Origin of the sequence: Janthinobacterium sp. PAMC25594 (assembly GCF_019443505.1) — a bacterium.
GTDB lineage: Bacteria > Pseudomonadota > Gammaproteobacteria > Burkholderiales > Burkholderiaceae_D > Janthinobacterium.
In genome coordinates this window covers 856,369-871,739 of the sequence record NZ_CP080377.1, presented here as the reverse complement: position 1 = coordinate 871,739, position 15,371 = coordinate 856,369, and the positions used below count along the sequence as shown (strand labels likewise).

Below are 15,371 nucleotides of genomic sequence, written 5' to 3'. Positions count from 1 at the left end.
GCAAACCAATGAGCCGCTATATGATCAATACGTGGGAGCCGGAAACCCCGAGCTTCTGGCAAAGCACGGGCAAGGCCACGGCCGCGCGCAATCTGTGGATTTCGATTCCCGCGCTGCTGCTGGCGTTCGCCGTGTGGATGGTGTGGAGCGTGGTGGTGGTGAATCTGCCCAACATCGGTTTCACCTACAGTAACAACCAGCTGTTCTGGCTGACGGCCTTGCCGGGTCTGTCCGGCGCCACCTTGCGCATCTTTTATTCGTTCATGGTGCCGATTTTCGGCGGCCGCCGCTGGACGGCCATTTCCACGGGCTCGCTGCTGATTCCCGCCATCGGCATCGGCCTGGCCGTGCAGGATGTGAACACCGGCTATCCGACCATGCTGATCCTGGCCCTGCTGTGCGGCTTCGGCGGCGGCAATTTCGCCTCGTCGATGGCCAACATCAGCTTTTTCTATCCGAAGGCGAGCAAGGGTTTCGCGCTGGGCATGAATGCGGGCCTGGGCAACCTGGGCGTGTCGGTGGTGCAGTTCGTCGTGCCGCTGGTGATCACGTTCGCCGTCTTCGGCGCCTGGGGCGGCGATTCGCTGACCTGGGTCAAGAATGGCGTGAGCAAGGACATGTGGCTGCAAAACGCGGGCTTCATCTGGGTGCCGTTCATCGCGCTGTCGACCTTGCTGGCCTGGTTCGGCATGAATGACCTGGCCTCTGCCAAGGCTTCGTTTTCCGAGCAGGCCGTGATTTTCAAGCGCAAGCACAACTGGCTCATGTGCTGGCTGTACACGGGCACCTTCGGCTCCTTCATCGGTTATTCGGCCGCGTTTCCGCTACTGATCAAGATCCAGTTCCCTGACGTGAATCCGCTCGATTACGCCTTCCTGGGACCTTTGGTCGGTGCGCTGGCGAGGGTCGCCGGTGGCGTGATTTCCGATAAACTGGGCGGCGCCAGAGTCACCCTGTGGTCCTTCCTGCTGATGATAGGCGCCGTGCTGGGCGTGCTGTACTTCATGCCGCAAGCGGGCGTGGGTGGCAGTTTCAGCGGCTTCTTCTGGATGTTCATGCTGCTGTTCGCCGGCACGGGCGTCGGCAATGCGTCGACTTTCCGCATGATCCCCGTGATCTTTTTGACGGAGCACCAGCGCGCGGCCGCCGGCAAGGGCAAGGCGGCGCAGGAGCAAGCCATCCTTGACGCCAACAAGGAAGGTGCGGCCGTCCTGGGATTCACGTCGGCCGTGGCGGCCTACGGCGCCTTCTTCATCCCGAAAAGCTATGGCACCTCGATTTCGCTGACGGGCAGCCCCGACGCGGCCCTGTGGTGCTTCATCGGCTTTTATGTCAGCTGCATCGCGATCACCTGGTGGTGCTATGCGCGCAAGAATGCGCCGATGCCTTGCTAAAGTTGGAATGTCTGGCAAGTCGTTCTTGCCAGACGTTGAGGAAATGAGAGTCTGTCATGGAAGAACTGGAAAAATTCGTCAACGGCTTCAGCCTGTTTCAGCAGCAGTACTTCAGCGAGCCGCAAACCCTGTACGACAGCCTGCGCGACGGGCAGCGGCCCACGACCTTGCTGATCGGCTGCTGCGATTCGCGCGTCGACCCCATGCTGCTGACGGGCAGCGATCCGGGTGACATGTTCGTCGTGCGCAATATCGCCAACCTCGTGCCGCCGTGCACGCCCGACGCGCCGCCCGGCGTCAGCTCGGCCATCGAGTTTGCCGTCTGCAAGCTCGAAGTGGCCAGGGTCATCGTGCTGGGCCACGCGCGCTGCGGCGGCATCCGCGCGCTGCTGGAACCGCAGCCGCGCGCGGAAGGGCAGGAAACGGACTTCGTGGGACAGTGGATGCGCATCGCCGAACCGGTGGCGCAGCGCGTGCGGCGCGAGCTGGCGCATCGCTCGTCGGAAGAGCAGCACCATGCGTGCGAGCTGGCCAGCATATTGCAGTCGCTGGATAACCTGCTGACCTACCCTTGGCTGAAGCGCCGGGTGGAGCAGGGGGGGCTGAAACTGCATGGATGGTATTTCGACATCGACAGCGGCGCCCTGATGGCGTATTCGGCGCGCCAGCAGCAGTTTTTGCCGCTGGTCTGTCCGATAGAGCGGGCGCGGCATTTGCATGAGCGCCCGTGGCCGGATGCGGTCAGGTAATCCGAAACGTGCCGCCAACAATGTGTCGGATTACGCTACGCTAATCCGACCTACCTTGCATAATTGGTGGAAGAATGATGTAGGTCGGATTAGCCCGCAGGGCGTAATCCGACAACTTCCCTCAGCTAAAACGCAATAAATCGCCGCTGCGGTCAAACGCCAGCAGGCCGTCGATGCGGCCTTGCTCGATGGCCGTCACCATGGCGCGCAGGGGCGCTTCGCAGTCCTGTGCGGCCGGCGGCTGGCCCTCGCGACCCGCCAGTCCCGCCACGAAGACCACGTCCCAGTGCGTCTGCATCTGTTTCGACTCCTCCATCAATGTCTCGAAGCTGCCCAGTTCATCGGGCAGCTTGTCGGCGCACATCACGGGCGTGAGGGACTTGCCCTGGCCGCCTGGCTGGGCTTGCGCCTGGGTAAAGGTGAACAGCAGGCGTTGCGGCTGTTCCTGGTCGCGGGCGCTGCGCAGCAGGCTGGCGTAATCGGTAATCGACATGGTGCTCTTTCTCTGTGTTGAACGATGACGACAGGTATACCGCAGCACGGTCGCGGCGCCCATAGGCAATAGTGACTACCCACCTATGCATTCCTGGTGCGGGAAACCGACTTCTTGCCAATACCGCCGGGCAGGGCACATCGATAGACTGTTTGTATCGACGCTTGAGCCATCCTGCTTGCAGCGTTTTTATGACCTGGCGCCGCTTCTGCGGCGCAATGTGGAGGTAGCATGAGTCACTTTCTGGACCGTCTTAAATTTTTTAGCAAGCCTGCCGAGCCGTTCTCGAACGGCCATGGCACCGTGGTCGACGAAGACCGCACCTGGGAAAACGCCTATCGCCAGCGCTGGCAGCACGACAAGATCGTGCGCTCCACGCATGGCGTCAACTGCACCGGCTCTTGCAGCTGGAAGGTGTACGTCAAGAATGGCCTGATCACCTGGGAAACCCAGCAAACCGATTACCCGCGCACGCGGCCCGACCTGCCCAACCACGAACCGCGCGGCTGCCCGCGCGGCGCCAGCTATTCCTGGTACGTGTATTCGGCGCAGCGCGTGAAATACCCGATGGTGCGCGGCCGCCTGATGGAAATGTGGCGCGAAGCGCGCAAGACCATGGACCCCGTCACCGCCTGGGACTGGATCAGCCAGGACCCCGTGCGCTCGCAGCAGTACAAATCCATCCGCGGCCTGGGCGGTTTCGTGCGCGCCACGTGGGAAGAATCGAATGAAATCATCGCCGCCGCGAATGCGCTGACGATCAAGAAATACGGCCCGGACCGCATCGTCGGCTTCTCGCCGATTCCCGCCATGTCCATGGTCAGCTACGCCTCCGGCACGCGCTACCTGTCGCTGATCGGCGGCGTGGCCCTGAGCTTCTATGACTGGTACTGCGACTTGCCGCCCGCCAGCCCGCAAGTGTGGGGCGAACAGACGGACGTGCCGGAATCGGCCGACTGGTACAACTCGACCTATCTGATGGTGTGGGGCTCGAACGTGCCGATGACGCGCACGCCGGATGCCCACTTCTACACGGAAGTGCGCTACAAGGGCACGAAAACCGTGGCCATCTCGCCCGATTACGGCGAAATGGTGAAGTTCGGCGACATCTGGCTGGCGCCGAAGCAGGGCACGGACGCTGCGCTGGCGCTGGCCATGGGCCACGTCATCCTGAAGGAATTCCACTCGGAAGGCCAGTCCGACTACTTCCGCGAATATGCGCGCCAGTACACGGACTTCCCCATGCTGGTGCTGCTCAAGGAGCATAACGGCACCCTGGTGCCCGATTACTTCCTGCGCGCTTCGCACCTGGACAACAACCTCGACGAGACCAACAATCCTGAATGGAAAACCCTGGTCATCGACGAGACCACGGGCACCATCACGGCGCCGGCCGGCTCCATCGGCTTCCGCTGGGGCGAATCGGGCAAGTGGAACCTGGAGCAGAAGGCCGGCGGCAGCGGCGTGCCTATCGTGCCGATGCTGTCCATGATCAATGACAGCGACGCCGTCACGGAAGTGGGTTTCGCCTACTTCGGCGGCAAGGATGCGGCCGACATGCTGCTGCGCAAAGTGCCGGTGAAAACCATCCGTCTGGCCGACGGCAGCACCGCGTTGGTCACCACCGTGTTCGACCTGACCCTGGCCAACTACGGCATCGACCGTGGCCTCGGCGGCGAAAACGTGGCCGAGAGCTATGATGACGACGTGCCGTACACCCCGGCCTGGCAGGAAAAGCACACGGGCGTGAAACGCGCCGACGTCATCACCGTGGCGCGCCAGTTCGCGCAAAACGCGGACCAGACGCGCGGCAAGAGCATGGTCATCGTGGGCGCCGGCCTGAATCACTGGTACCACATGGACATGACGTATCGCGGCATCATCAACATGCTGATGATGTGCGGCTGTATCGGCCAGTCCGGCGGCGGCTGGGCCCATTACGTGGGCCAGGAAAAACTGCGTCCGCAAACGGGCTGGACGCCTTTGGCCTTCGCCCAGGACTGGGTACGCCCGATGCGCCAGATGAACGGCACCTCGTTCTTCTATGCGCATACGAGCCAGTGGCGCCACGAAAAGCTGGAAACGGGCGACATCGCCTCGCCATCGGCCGCCAGCGGCACGGGCGACCTGACCCTGCTCGACTACAACGCCAAGGCCGAGCGCATGGGCTGGCTGCCATCGGCGCCGCAGCTGCAAACCAATCCGCTGGAAGTGGCCAAGGCCGCCAAGGCGGCAGGGCAGGCGCCGGCCGCGTATGCGCTCGACCAGATCAAGGCGGGCCAGCTGCAGTTTTCGTGCGACGACCCGGACAATCCGGCCAACTTCCCGCGCAATATGTTTGTCTGGCGCTCGAACATCCTGGGCAGCTCGGGCAAGGGCCATGAATACTTCCTGAAATACCTGCTGGGCACGCAGAATGGCTTGCTCAGCGACGAAGATGACTGCATCACGCCGAAACAGGTGAAAGTGCGCCCGGCCGCCGAAGGCAAGCTCGATCTGCTGGTGGTGCTGGACTTCCGCATGTCGACCACGTGTCTGTATGGCGACGTGGTGCTGCCGACGGCCACCTGGTATGAAAAAGACGACTTGAACACCTCGGACATGCACCCGTTCATCCACCCGCTGTCGGAAGCCGTGCAGCCGCTGTGGCAATCGAAGTCGGACTGGGAAATCTACAAGGGCATCGCCGAGAAATTCTCGGAAATCGGCGGCGAGTTGCTGGGCACCCAGCAAGACATCATCCTCACGCCGCTGATGCACGACACTCCCGGTGAACTGGGCCAGCCTTTCGATCCCAAGGATTGGCGCGCCGGCGAATGCGAAGCCGTGCCAGGCAAGACCATGCCGAACATGACGGTGGTCGAGCGCAATTACCGCGACGTCTACAAGAAGTTCACCTCGATCGGGCCGCTGCTGGAAACCATCGGCAACGGCGGCAAGGGCATTTCCTGGAAAACGGAACATGAAATCGAGGTCCTGCGCGGCATCAACCGCACGGTGCTCGAAGAAGGCGTGTCGAAGGGCCAGCCGCGCCTCGATACGGCCATCGATGCGGCCGAAATGATCCTGACGCTGGCGCCGGAAACGAATGGCCACGTGGCCGTCAAGGCCTGGGCCGCGCTGTCTTCCATCACGGGGCGCGAGCACACGCATCTGGCCAAGCCGCGCGAGCATGACAGCATCCGCTTCCGCGACGTGCAGGCGCAGCCGCGCAAGATCATTTCCTCGCCCACCTGGTCGGGCCTGGAAAGCGAAGAAGTCAGTTACACGGCCGGCTATACGAATGTGCATGAAATGATCCCTTGGCGCACCTTGACGGGCCGCCAGCAGTTTTACCAGGATCACCTGTGGATGCGCGATTTCGGCGAAGGCCTGTGCGTGTACAAGCCGGCCATCAACACGAAGACGACGGAAGCGCTGCTGGGCACCAGGCCGAACGGCAACAAGGAACTGGCGCTGAACTTCCTGACGCCGCACCAGAAGTGGGGCATCCACTCCACGTATTCGGACAACCTGCGCATGCTGACCCTGTCGCGCGGCGGACCGCACGTGTGGCTGTCGGAAACCGACGCGAAGACGGCAGGCATCGTCGACAACGACTGGATCGAAGTGTTCAACGTGAACGGCAGCCTGACGGCGCGCGCCGTCGTCAGCCAGCGCATCCCGGCCGGCATGACGATGATGTACCACGCCCAGGAAAAGATCATCAACGTGCCTGGCGCGGAGATGACGGGCAAGCGGGGCGGCATCCATAACTCGGTGACGCGCGCCGTGCCCAAGCCGACGCACATGATCGGCGGCTACGCCCAGCTGGCGTACGGCTTCAATTACTACGGCACGGTGGGCTCCAACCGCGATGAATTCGTATTGGTGCGCAAGATGAACAAGGTTGACTGGCTCGAAGGCCCGTTGCAGGAAGAAGGAGCATAGTATGAAAATCAGAGCGCAAATCGGCATGGTGCTGAACCTGGACAAGTGCATCGGCTGCCACACCTGTTCCGTCACCTGCAAGAACGTGTGGACCAGCCGCGACGGCGTCGAGTACGCATGGTTCAACAACGTCGAAACCAAGCCCGGCATCGGCTATCCGAAGCAGTGGGAAAACCAGGACAAGTGGAATGGCGGCTGGCGCCGCACGGATGCGGGCAAGATCGAGCCGCGCCAGGGCAGCCGTTTGAAAATACTGGCCAATATCTTCGCCAACCCGAACCTGCCGGCCATCGATGAGTACTACGAGCCGTTCACCTACGACTACGAGCACCTGCAAAGCGCGCCGCTGTCGCAGACGCCGCCGACGGCCCGTCCGATCTCCGTGCTGACGGGGAAAAAGATGGAGAAAATCGAGTGGGGTCCGAACTGGGAAGATGACCTGGGCGGCGAATTTGCCCAGCGCAGCAAGGATAAACTGTTCGACAACATGCAGAAGGAGATGTACGGCACGTTCGAGAACACCTTCATGATGTATCTGCCGCGCCTGTGCGAGCATTGCCTCAATCCGACGTGCGTGGCGTCGTGCCCGTCCGGCTCCGTGTACAAGCGCGAAGACGACGGCATCGTGCTGATCGACCAGGACAAGTGCCGCGGCTGGCGCATGTGCATCTCCGGTTGCCCGTACAAGAAGATTTACTACAATTGGTCGTCCGGCAAGGCGGAGAAGTGCACCTTCTGCTTCCCCCGCATCGAGGCGGGTCAGCCTACCGTGTGCTCGGAAACGTGCGTGGGCCGCATCCGCTACCTGGGCGTGCTGCTGTATGACGCCGACAAGATCGAGGCGGCCGCCTCCGTGCCGCAAGAGCAGGACCTGTACCAGGCGCAGCTCGATCTGTTCCTCGATCCGCACGACCCGGCCATCATCGCCGAGGCGCGCCGCCAGGGCATTCCTGATCTTTGGCTGGAAGCGGCCGTCAAGTCGCCCGTCTACAAGATGGCCGTCGAGTGGAAAGTGGCGTTCCCGCTGCATCCCGAATACCGCACCTTGCCGATGGTGTGGTACGTGCCTCCGCTGTCGCCGATCCAGGCGGCGGCCGAATCGGGCAAGCTGGGCGTGAACGGCATGCTGCCGGATACGCAAAGCCTGCGCATTCCGGTGCAATACCTGGCCAATTTGCTGACGGCCGGCGACCAGCCACCCATCGTCACGGCGCTGGACCGCATGCTGGCCATGCGTGCCTATATGCGCAGCAAGACCGTCGAAAAAGTGGAAAACCTCACGGTGCTGAAACAAGTGGGCCTGACCAAGGCGCAGGTGGAGGACATGTACCACATCATGGCCATCGCCAATTACGAAGACCGCTTCGTCATTCCCAGCAGCCACAAGGAAATGGCGGAAGACAGCTTCAACGAGAAGGGTTCGTGCGGCTTCAGCTTCGGCAACGGCTGCTCGGACGGCACCAGCGAACCGACCTTGTTCGGCAAGAAAAAACACGGTTCGGCCATCTTCATGCAGATGCCGAAGTCGCGCAAAACGGCGCCAGGCGCTTAAGGAACCGATATGACACACGCTATGAATCACTATCAAATCCTCTCGCGCCTGCTGCTGTATCCCGAGCCCGAGCTGATCGCGCACCTGCCCGAGCTGGACTCTGCGCTGGCCGCCATGCCGGAACAGCACGCGCTGTTGCGGCCCTTGCTGGCGCACCTGGAAAGCAGCAGCCTGATCGACCTGCAGCAGCAGTACGTGGCCACGTTCGACCGCAACCCGTCGCACTCGCTGCACCTGTTCGAGCATATCCACGGCGAATCGCGCGACCGGGGCCAGGCCATGGTAGACCTGATGGAGGAATACAAGCGCCATGGCTTGCAGATGACGGGCGACGATTTGCCCGACTTCGTGCCGCTGTTCCTGGAATTTTTGGCGCAGCTCGACGAGGCGGCATCGGCGCCGCTGCTGGGCGACGCCGTCCACGTGCTGGCGCATATCGGCCGCAAGCTGACGGCCAACGGCAGTCTGTATGCTCCCGTCTTCACGGTGCTCGAACGCCTGAGCCCCGTGGCGGCCGAAATGCTGGCCGAACCGCCGATCCGCGACATGGATGAAGCGCTGGAAACCTTCGGTCCCGGTGCGGATGGCGTCGAGCCCTTGCTGCGCCAAGCCCCGGGCGGCGTCCATCCCGTGCATTTTCACCCGCAGCCGCGGCGCGCCGCTTAATGGGCCGCCTGCGCCCGCATGAGGAGAGTACATCATGAGTAATTACTTGCATCAATTTGTGTATGGCATTTATCCATACATCGCGCTGGCCATCTTTTTCCTCGGCAGCCTGATCCGTTTCGACCGCGAGCAATACACGTGGAAGTCCGATTCCAGCCAGCTGCTGCACCGTGGCAGCCTGCGCCTGGGCAATATCCTGTTCCACATCGGCATCATCGGCCTGCTGTTCGGCCATGCGGCCGGCCTGCTCACGCCCGTCTGGGTGTGGGATACGCTGGGCGTGACGCACAGCCTGAAACAGGGCGTGGCCATGGCCGCTGGCGGCATCATGGGCGGCCTGTGCCTTGCCGGCCTGCTGATCCTGCTGGTGCGCCGCTTTTCCAACGACCGGCTGCGCGCCGTCACCACGGCCGGCGACAAGCTGGTGATGTTGTGGATTTTGCTGACCTTGCTGCTGGGCCTGTCGTCGATCTTCGTCTCGGCGTCGCACATGGATGGCCACATGATGGTCTTGCTGATGAACTGGGCGCAGCACATCGTCACCTTCCGCGGCGACGCGGCCAGCTTCATCGTCGATGCGCCGCTGGTGTTCAAGCTGCATCTGTTCATGGGCATGTCGCTGTTCGTCATCTTCCCGTTCACCCGCCTGGTGCACGTATGGAGCGGTTTCGGCGCCATCGGCTATCTGGGCCGCGCCTATCAACTGGTGCGCCGCCGCTAAGGCGGTCATTGAAAGGAGAATCATCATGGGAATTTCCGTCAATGGCATCGATATCGACGATGCCGACATCGCGCAGGAACTGCCGCACCACCAGCAGGCGGGCAATCCGCTGAAGCAGGCCGTGCATGAACTGGTGCTGCGCCGGCTGCTGCTGGACGAGGCTCAGCGCCTGGGCTTGCAAGCAGATAGCGACGATGCCCTGGTCGAAGCGCTGTTCGAGCAGGAAGTGCGCGTGCCGCCCGCCGACGATGCGGCTTGCCGCACCTTTTATGCGCAGCGCCCGCAATTGTTCCGTAGCGGCGCGCTGGTCGAGGCACGCCACATCCTGTTCCAGGTGACGCCGGAAGCGCCTTTGGAGCTGCTGCGCACGACGGCGCAAGCCGTGCTCGACGCCCTCAAACTGGCGCCCGAGCGCTTCGCCGAACTGGCGGCGCAGTATTCGAACTGCCCGTCGGGCGCGCTGGGGGGCAACCTGGGCCAGCTGTCGCCGGGCCAGAGCGTGCCGGAATTCGACGCGCTGCTGTTTCGCCTGGAAGCGGGGGCGCTGGCCGGCCATTTGCTGGAAACGCGCTTCGGCTACCACATCGTGCAGGTGCTGCGCCGGGTCGAAGGCCAGGCCATCGCCTACGAGGCGGTGCAGGCGCAGATCGCCGATCGCCTGGCGCGCGCCGCGTGGCAGCGCGCCGTGCACCAGTATCTGCACTTGCTGGTGGGGCGCGCCGACATCGCCGGCATCGAGCTCGAAGGCACAGCCAGTCCGCTGGTTCAGTAAGTAGAAATGCGTAGCTAAAAAGGCGTAGGCCGCTAGGCCTTCTGGGGCACAGCCAGATCGTGCCCCAGCCTTTACAATCACGGAAGTAACAGGAGTAGCGTCATGGGTAGCGTCAAGTTGCAGGACCGTTTTGGCCGTTCGATCGATTATGTGCGGCTGTCCGTCACCGACCGCTGCGATTTGCGTTGCAGTTATTGCATGCCCAAGGGCTTTCGCGGTTTCGAGGAGCCGAAGGACTGGCTGACGTTCGACGAGATCGAACGCCTGCTGGGTATTTTTGTTCGTCTCGGCACGCGCCGCGTGCGCCTGACGGGCGGTGAGCCCCTGTTGCGGCGCAACCTGCCGCAGCTGGCGCAGAAGTTGTGCGCGCTGCCCGGTCTGGACGACCTGTCGCTGTCGACGAATGCCACCCAATTGGGCAAGCACGCCGTGGCCTTGCGCGCGGCGGGCGTCGACCGCATCAATGTCAGCCTCGACTCGCTGGACCGCGCCTGCATGCAGCAGATCACGGGACGCGACAGCCTGCAGCCCATTCTGGACGGCCTGATGGCGGGCAAGGCGGCCGGTTTCGACCCGATCAAGATCAATATGGTGGCCATGCGCGGCGTCAACGACGGCCAGATCGAGGCCATGGCGGCGTTTTGCATCGAGCAGCAGTTCATCCTGCGCCTGATCGAAGCCATGCCGATGGGCAGTACGGGCCGCAATGCCAGCTACATGCCGCTGGGTCCCGTGCGCGAGCGCCTGGCGGCCCGCTTTGGCCTGGTGCCGCAGGCGCAAGAACTGGGTGGCGGGCCGGCACGCTACATGGCGACACCCGATGGCCGCTCGAGCATCGGTTTCATCACGCCCATGTCGCAGCATTTTTGCGCCACCTGCAACAGAGTGCGACTGTCCGTCGATGGTACCCTGTACCTGTGCCTGGGCCAGGAAGAGAAATTCGCCCTTGGCCCTATGCTGCGCGGCGGGGCCACGGATGCGCAGATCGAAGCGGCGATCCGCGCCGCCATCGAACTCAAGCCGCAGCAGCATGATTTCAATACGCAGCCCGATAAAATTGTGAGGTTCATGGCACAGACGGGCGGCTGAGGCAGTTTGTATTTACACTCAAGGGCGGTATGAAATTCAAGGCGATGTTTTCCTCCTGGCAGAAGCTGTCGACCAAGATCGTCGGCGCGCTGCTGCTCATGCTGGTCCTGGCGCTGAGCGCCATCGGCTGCACCCTGTTCCTGTCGTGGCAGCTCGAAGGCAGTTCCGCCGCCATCAACGAGACGGGCCGGCTGCGCATGCAGACCTATCGCCTGACCCTGCTGCTGGCCAGCGACGCTGGCGAACAGGCGCGCCAGCAGGTGCTGCTGGTCGACGAAACCCTGGCCAAGATCGGCCACGGCGATCCGCAACGTCCCTTGTTCCTGCCCCCCAGCACTGCCATCAAGTCGGAATTCGAGCGCATCGGCGCCGCCTGGCGCGGCGGCTTGCGTCCGGCCGCGCTGGCCGCCGATTCCACCGCGCGCGCGCGCCAGTTCGAGCATGACGCCGATACTTTCGTCGGCCAGGTCGACCAGTTGGTGCGCCTGATCGAGCACGATAGCGAGCAGCGCACGTTCTGGCTGCGCGCTTCGCAGCTGATCCTCGTCGGCATGGCCGTCATCGGCACGGTCAGCATGATTTACCTGATGTTCATGCTGATTATCGAACCGGTGACGCGACTGCGGCTGGGCATGCAGCGCATGAAGGAGCGCGATTTCAGCGTGCGCCTGGCCGTCGAAAGCAATGACGAATTCGGCCAGCTGGCCAGTGGCTTCAACCAGATGGCCGACCGCCTGCAGGCGCTGTACGGCAACCTGGAAGAGGGCGTGCGCAGCAAGACGGCCACCCTCGAATACCGCAACCGCGAACTGGCGCTGCTGTACGAAAGCGCGGCCTTTTTGCAGCGCCCGCAGCCCCTGGAAGACATCTGCGGCGGCTTCATGCAGCGCATCGTCGACTATTTCGAGGCCGACGGCTCCACCGTGCGCGTGCTCGACGCCGAGCGGGGCAACCTGCACATGGTGGTGCATACGGGCCTGTCGGAAGAACTGGTGGCGTCCGAGCATTGCCTGAAGGTGGGCGACTGCCTGTGCGGCACGGCCGTCGAGATGAAGGTGGCGAAGGTGCACGACATGCGCCGCATCGACAAGGCGCACGAGCTGCGCTGCCACCGCGAGGGCTTTGCCACCGTCTCCGTCTTCCACATCCATGCGCACGAACAGCACCTGGGCTTCTTCAACCTGCACTTCCGCCATGCGCGCGTATTTTCCGCGCGCGAGCTGGCGCTGCTGGAAACCCTGGGCCAGCTGCTGGGCATCGCGCTGGAAAACCTGCGCCTGGCCGCGCGCGAGCGCGAGATGGCCATTTCCGAGGAGCGCAACCTGGTGGCGCAGGGCCTGCACGACAGCATCGCGCAAAGCCTCAATTTCCTCAACCTGCAAGTGCAGATGCTCGACGACTCCGTGCGCAATGCCCGTTTCGACGAGGTGGCGGGCATCGTGCCGGCCCTGCATGCGGGCGTGAAGGAAAGTTACGAGGACGTGCGCGAACTGCTGGCCAACTTCCGCAGCCGCCTGATGGAGGACGACCTGATCGGCTCCCTGCGTGCGGCAATCGACAAATTCCGCCGCCAGACGGGCATCGAGGCCGATCTGCTGGCCGATGTCGACGGCGCGCCATTCCCCCGGGAACAGCAATTGCAGTTACTCTTCATCGTGCAGGAAGCGCTGTCGAACATCCGCAAGCACGCCCAGGCCAGCCATGTCGAGGTGCGCCTCGCCGATCACCAGGACTTTACGCTGACGATCAGCGATAATGGTGTCGGCTTCGATGCTTGCGCCGTGCTGGAAAAGGGCGACAGTCATGTCGGTATCCATATCATGCGCGAGCGCGCGCAGCGCATCGACGCCACGTTCGACGTGCACGCCTGTCCCGGTGGCGGCACGACCGTCGAACTGCACCTGTCGCGCGAGCAGCGCCGCGCCGCCTAAGCCACTATCTGAAAGTACAAAAAAAATGGAGACTCCCGATAAACCGATCACCGTCATGCTGGTGGACGACCATGCGCTGTTCCGCAGCGGCATACGCTCGCTGCTGCAGCGGCATACGGATTTTTCCGTGGTGGGCGAAGCGGCCGATGGCGTGGAAGGCATCAAGCGCGCCATCCAGCTGCAGCCCGACGTGGTACTGCTGGACCTGAACATGGCCGGCATGTCCGGCGTGGAAGCGCTGCAACTGATGCAGCACGACTGTCCCGACACGGCCATCGTCATGCTCACCGTCTCCGAGGATGCCGAAGACCTGGCCACGGCCCTGCGCGCGGGCGCCTGCGGTTACCTGATCAAGAATATCGACGCCGACTATCTGGTGCGCGCCATCCGCCGCGCGGCGGCCGGCGAAGTCGTCATCGCCGAAGCGATGACGGGCAAGCTGGTGGCGCAGCTGCAGGCGGGCACGCGACGCGAGGAGCCCGTGTCGGAACTCGACAAACTCACGCCGCGCGAAAAGGAAATCATCGACTGCCTGTCGCGCGGCGAGAGCAACAAGGGCATCGCCCGCACCCTCGACCTGGCCGAAAGCACGGTCAAGATCCACGTGCAGAACGTGCTGAAAAAACTCAACCTCACCAGCCGCGTGCAGGCGGCCGTGTATGCGGTCGAGCACCGCCAGGGCAAATAGCCCGAGTTGGGGTCTGACCCGCCGGGTCAGACCCCATGCCTATTACCTCTCTCTAGTCCTTTTTGCCGATGGCCGTTCTGGCGCTTTTAAAGTAGTATATTGAATATATCTTTAAAAGCGAGCCCATCATGGCCATTACCCCGATCAGCGAACCTTCTCCACCTTCCACGACAGCAGGCGCCGCGCCCTGGCATGCCCGCCACGCCGTCTGGCAGCTGGGTTTCCGCCCGTTCTACCTGCTGGCGGCCGTGTTTGCGGTCATCAGTATTCCCTTGTGGCTGGCCAGCTATAGCGGCTTGCTGACGGGCCCCTTGCAGGTGGGCCTGGGCTGGCACATGCATGAAATGGTGTTCGGCTTCGCGCTGGCCGTCGTCGTGGGGTTTTTGTATACGGCGGGGCGCAACTGGACGGGCTTGCCCACGCCGCACGGTGCCCCGCTGATGGCGCTGGCGGCGCTGTGGCTGGCGGGGCGCATCGCCATGCTGTGCGGCCCCGGGCTGGTGGCGGCGCTGGTCGAGTGGCTGTTCCTGCCGCTGGCCGCCTGGCCCCTGTACCAGGTGCTGCGCCGTTCCGGCAATACGCGCAATCTGTTCCTGGTCGCTCTGCTGGCCTTGCTGGCGCTGACCAATGGCCTGTTCCACGCGGCCGTGCTGGGATGGCTGCCGCTGTCGCTGTTCGTGCCCGTGCAGGCGGCCATCTTCATCATCGTGCTGATCGAATCGGTGATCGGCGCGCGCGTCATTCCCATGTTTACGCGCAATGGCGCGCCCGATATCAATCCCAATCGTACGCCGGTGGCCAGTCCGCAGCGGGCGCTGGTCGCCGTGGCCTGCATGGCGGCGGCCGCCATCGCGTGGCTGGCAGGCGCGCCAGCCTGGCTGACGGCGCCGCTGGCTTTCTGCGCTGCCGGCGTGTCGCTGGCCAATCTGCTGGCCTGGCAGCCGCAGCGCACCTTGCGCGTGCCCTTGCTGTGGATTTTGCACCTGTCATATGCGTGGATAGGCGTCGGTTTTGCGCTGCTGGCGGCCGCCAGCCTGGGGCTGCTGCCGGCCAGCGCCGCCTTTCACGCGCTGACGGTGGGCTCGATGGCGGGATTGATCATCGGCATGATGACGCGCACCACCCTGGGCCACACGGGGCGGCCGTTGAAAGGCGGCCGGGCGGAAGCGGCGATGTACTGGCTGATCCAGCTGGGCGCGCTGGCGCGCCTGCTGGCCGCCGTCGGTCCCGCCGCGCTGGCCATGCCGCTGCTGCTGGCTGCCGGCGCGTGCTGGTCGCTGGCCTTTGGCCTGTATGCGTGCGTGTATGCGCCCTATCTGTGGCGCGTCAGGGTGGATGGGCGCGAAGGCTAAGCTGTCAGAAAGGGCGCCAGGCCAGCAGTTTCCT

The 15,371-nt window shown here is 63.4% G+C and carries 12 protein-coding genes; 11 read left to right on the top strand and 1 reads right to left on the bottom strand.

Going from position 1 to position 15,371, the window contains the following annotated elements:
- Positions 1-8: 8 nt before the first annotated feature.
- Complete coding sequence (locus tag KY494_RS03860) at positions 9-1,394, top strand: NarK family nitrate/nitrite MFS transporter (RefSeq protein ID WP_219135357.1); 1,386 nt, start codon at positions 9-11, stop codon at positions 1,392-1,394.
- 56 nt (positions 1,395-1,450) lie between these two features.
- The gene (locus KY494_RS03855) at positions 1,451-2,143 is read left to right on the top strand and encodes a carbonic anhydrase (protein WP_219889975.1); all 693 of its coding nucleotides are present in this window, start codon (positions 1,451-1,453) and stop codon (positions 2,141-2,143) included.
- A gap of 121 nt (positions 2,144-2,264) precedes the next feature.
- On the opposite strand, the gene KY494_RS03850 is transcribed toward KY494_RS03855, so the two are convergent.
- The gene (locus KY494_RS03850; RefSeq protein WP_219889974.1) at positions 2,265-2,636 is read right to left on the bottom strand and encodes a ribonucleotide reductase subunit alpha; all 372 of its coding nucleotides are present in this window, start codon (positions 2,634-2,636) and stop codon (positions 2,265-2,267) included.
- 231 nt (positions 2,637-2,867) lie between these two features.
- On the opposite strand from KY494_RS03850, the gene KY494_RS03845 reads away from it, so the two are divergent.
- From KY494_RS03845 to KY494_RS03805, 9 genes are all read left to right on the top strand, one after another.
- The gene (locus tag KY494_RS03845; protein ID WP_219889973.1) at positions 2,868-6,566 is read left to right on the top strand and encodes a nitrate reductase subunit alpha; all 3,699 of its coding nucleotides are present in this window, start codon (positions 2,868-2,870) and stop codon (positions 6,564-6,566) included.
- Between the two features lies 1 nt (position 6,567).
- A complete protein-coding gene (narH, locus tag KY494_RS03840) occupies positions 6,568-8,118 on the top strand; it encodes a nitrate reductase subunit beta (RefSeq protein ID WP_034781611.1) in 1,551 nt (516 codons plus the stop codon).
- A gap of 9 nt (positions 8,119-8,127) precedes the next feature.
- Positions 8,128-8,784, top strand: a complete 657-nt coding sequence (gene narJ, locus KY494_RS03835) for a nitrate reductase molybdenum cofactor assembly chaperone (RefSeq protein WP_258194648.1) — start codon at positions 8,128-8,130, stop codon at positions 8,782-8,784.
- Between the two features lie 34 nt (positions 8,785-8,818).
- Entirely contained in the window at positions 8,819-9,505 is a 687-nt protein-coding gene (narI, locus tag KY494_RS03830) for a respiratory nitrate reductase subunit gamma (protein ID WP_071077546.1), read from the top strand.
- A gap of 25 nt (positions 9,506-9,530) precedes the next feature.
- Positions 9,531-10,277, top strand: coding sequence for a peptidylprolyl isomerase (locus KY494_RS03825; RefSeq protein ID WP_219135294.1), 747 nt, complete (start codon positions 9,531-9,533; stop codon positions 10,275-10,277).
- Positions 10,278-10,379: 102 nt separating this feature from the next.
- On the top strand, positions 10,380-11,366 hold the full coding sequence (gene moaA / locus KY494_RS03820; protein ID WP_219889972.1) for a GTP 3',8-cyclase MoaA: 987 nt from the start codon (positions 10,380-10,382) through the stop codon (positions 11,364-11,366).
- A gap of 44 nt (positions 11,367-11,410) precedes the next feature.
- Positions 11,411-13,297: a type IV pili methyl-accepting chemotaxis transducer N-terminal domain-containing protein gene (locus KY494_RS03815; protein WP_258194647.1), complete on the top strand. Its 1,887-nt coding sequence runs from the start codon at positions 11,411-11,413 to the stop codon at positions 13,295-13,297.
- Positions 13,298-13,322: 25 nt separating this feature from the next.
- The gene (locus tag KY494_RS03810; RefSeq protein ID WP_034781594.1) at positions 13,323-13,985 is read left to right on the top strand and encodes a response regulator; all 663 of its coding nucleotides are present in this window, start codon (positions 13,323-13,325) and stop codon (positions 13,983-13,985) included.
- Between the two features lie 128 nt (positions 13,986-14,113).
- On the top strand, positions 14,114-15,337 hold the full coding sequence (locus tag KY494_RS03805) for an NnrS family protein (protein WP_219889970.1): 1,224 nt from the start codon (positions 14,114-14,116) through the stop codon (positions 15,335-15,337).
- The last annotated feature ends 34 nt before the right edge of the window (positions 15,338-15,371 follow it).

Coding starts and splice junctions, on each gene's coding strand:
- narH (WP_034781611.1), top strand. CDS start 6,568: ATGAAAATCAGAGCGCAAATCGGCATGGTGCTGAACCTGGACAAGTGC.
- narI (WP_071077546.1), top strand. CDS start 8,819: ATGAGTAATTACTTGCATCAATTTGTGTATGGCATTTATCCATACATC.
- KY494_RS03825 (WP_219135294.1), top strand. CDS start 9,531: ATGGGAATTTCCGTCAATGGCATCGATATCGACGATGCCGACATCGCG.
- KY494_RS03810 (WP_034781594.1), top strand. CDS start 13,323: ATGGAGACTCCCGATAAACCGATCACCGTCATGCTGGTGGACGACCAT.
- KY494_RS03855 (WP_219889975.1), top strand. CDS start 1,451: ATGGAAGAACTGGAAAAATTCGTCAACGGCTTCAGCCTGTTTCAGCAG.
- KY494_RS03815 (WP_258194647.1), top strand. CDS start 11,411: ATGTTTTCCTCCTGGCAGAAGCTGTCGACCAAGATCGTCGGCGCGCTG.
- moaA (WP_219889972.1), top strand. CDS start 10,380: ATGGGTAGCGTCAAGTTGCAGGACCGTTTTGGCCGTTCGATCGATTAT.
- KY494_RS03845 (WP_219889973.1), top strand. CDS start 2,868: ATGAGTCACTTTCTGGACCGTCTTAAATTTTTTAGCAAGCCTGCCGAG.
- KY494_RS03805 (WP_219889970.1), top strand. CDS start 14,114: ATGGCCATTACCCCGATCAGCGAACCTTCTCCACCTTCCACGACAGCA.
- KY494_RS03860 (WP_219135357.1), top strand. CDS start 9: ATGAGCCGCTATATGATCAATACGTGGGAGCCGGAAACCCCGAGCTTC.
- narJ (WP_258194648.1), top strand. CDS start 8,128: ATGACACACGCTATGAATCACTATCAAATCCTCTCGCGCCTGCTGCTG.
- KY494_RS03850 (WP_219889974.1), bottom strand. CDS start 2,636: ATGTCGATTACCGATTACGCCAGCCTGCTGCGCAGCGCCCGCGACCAG.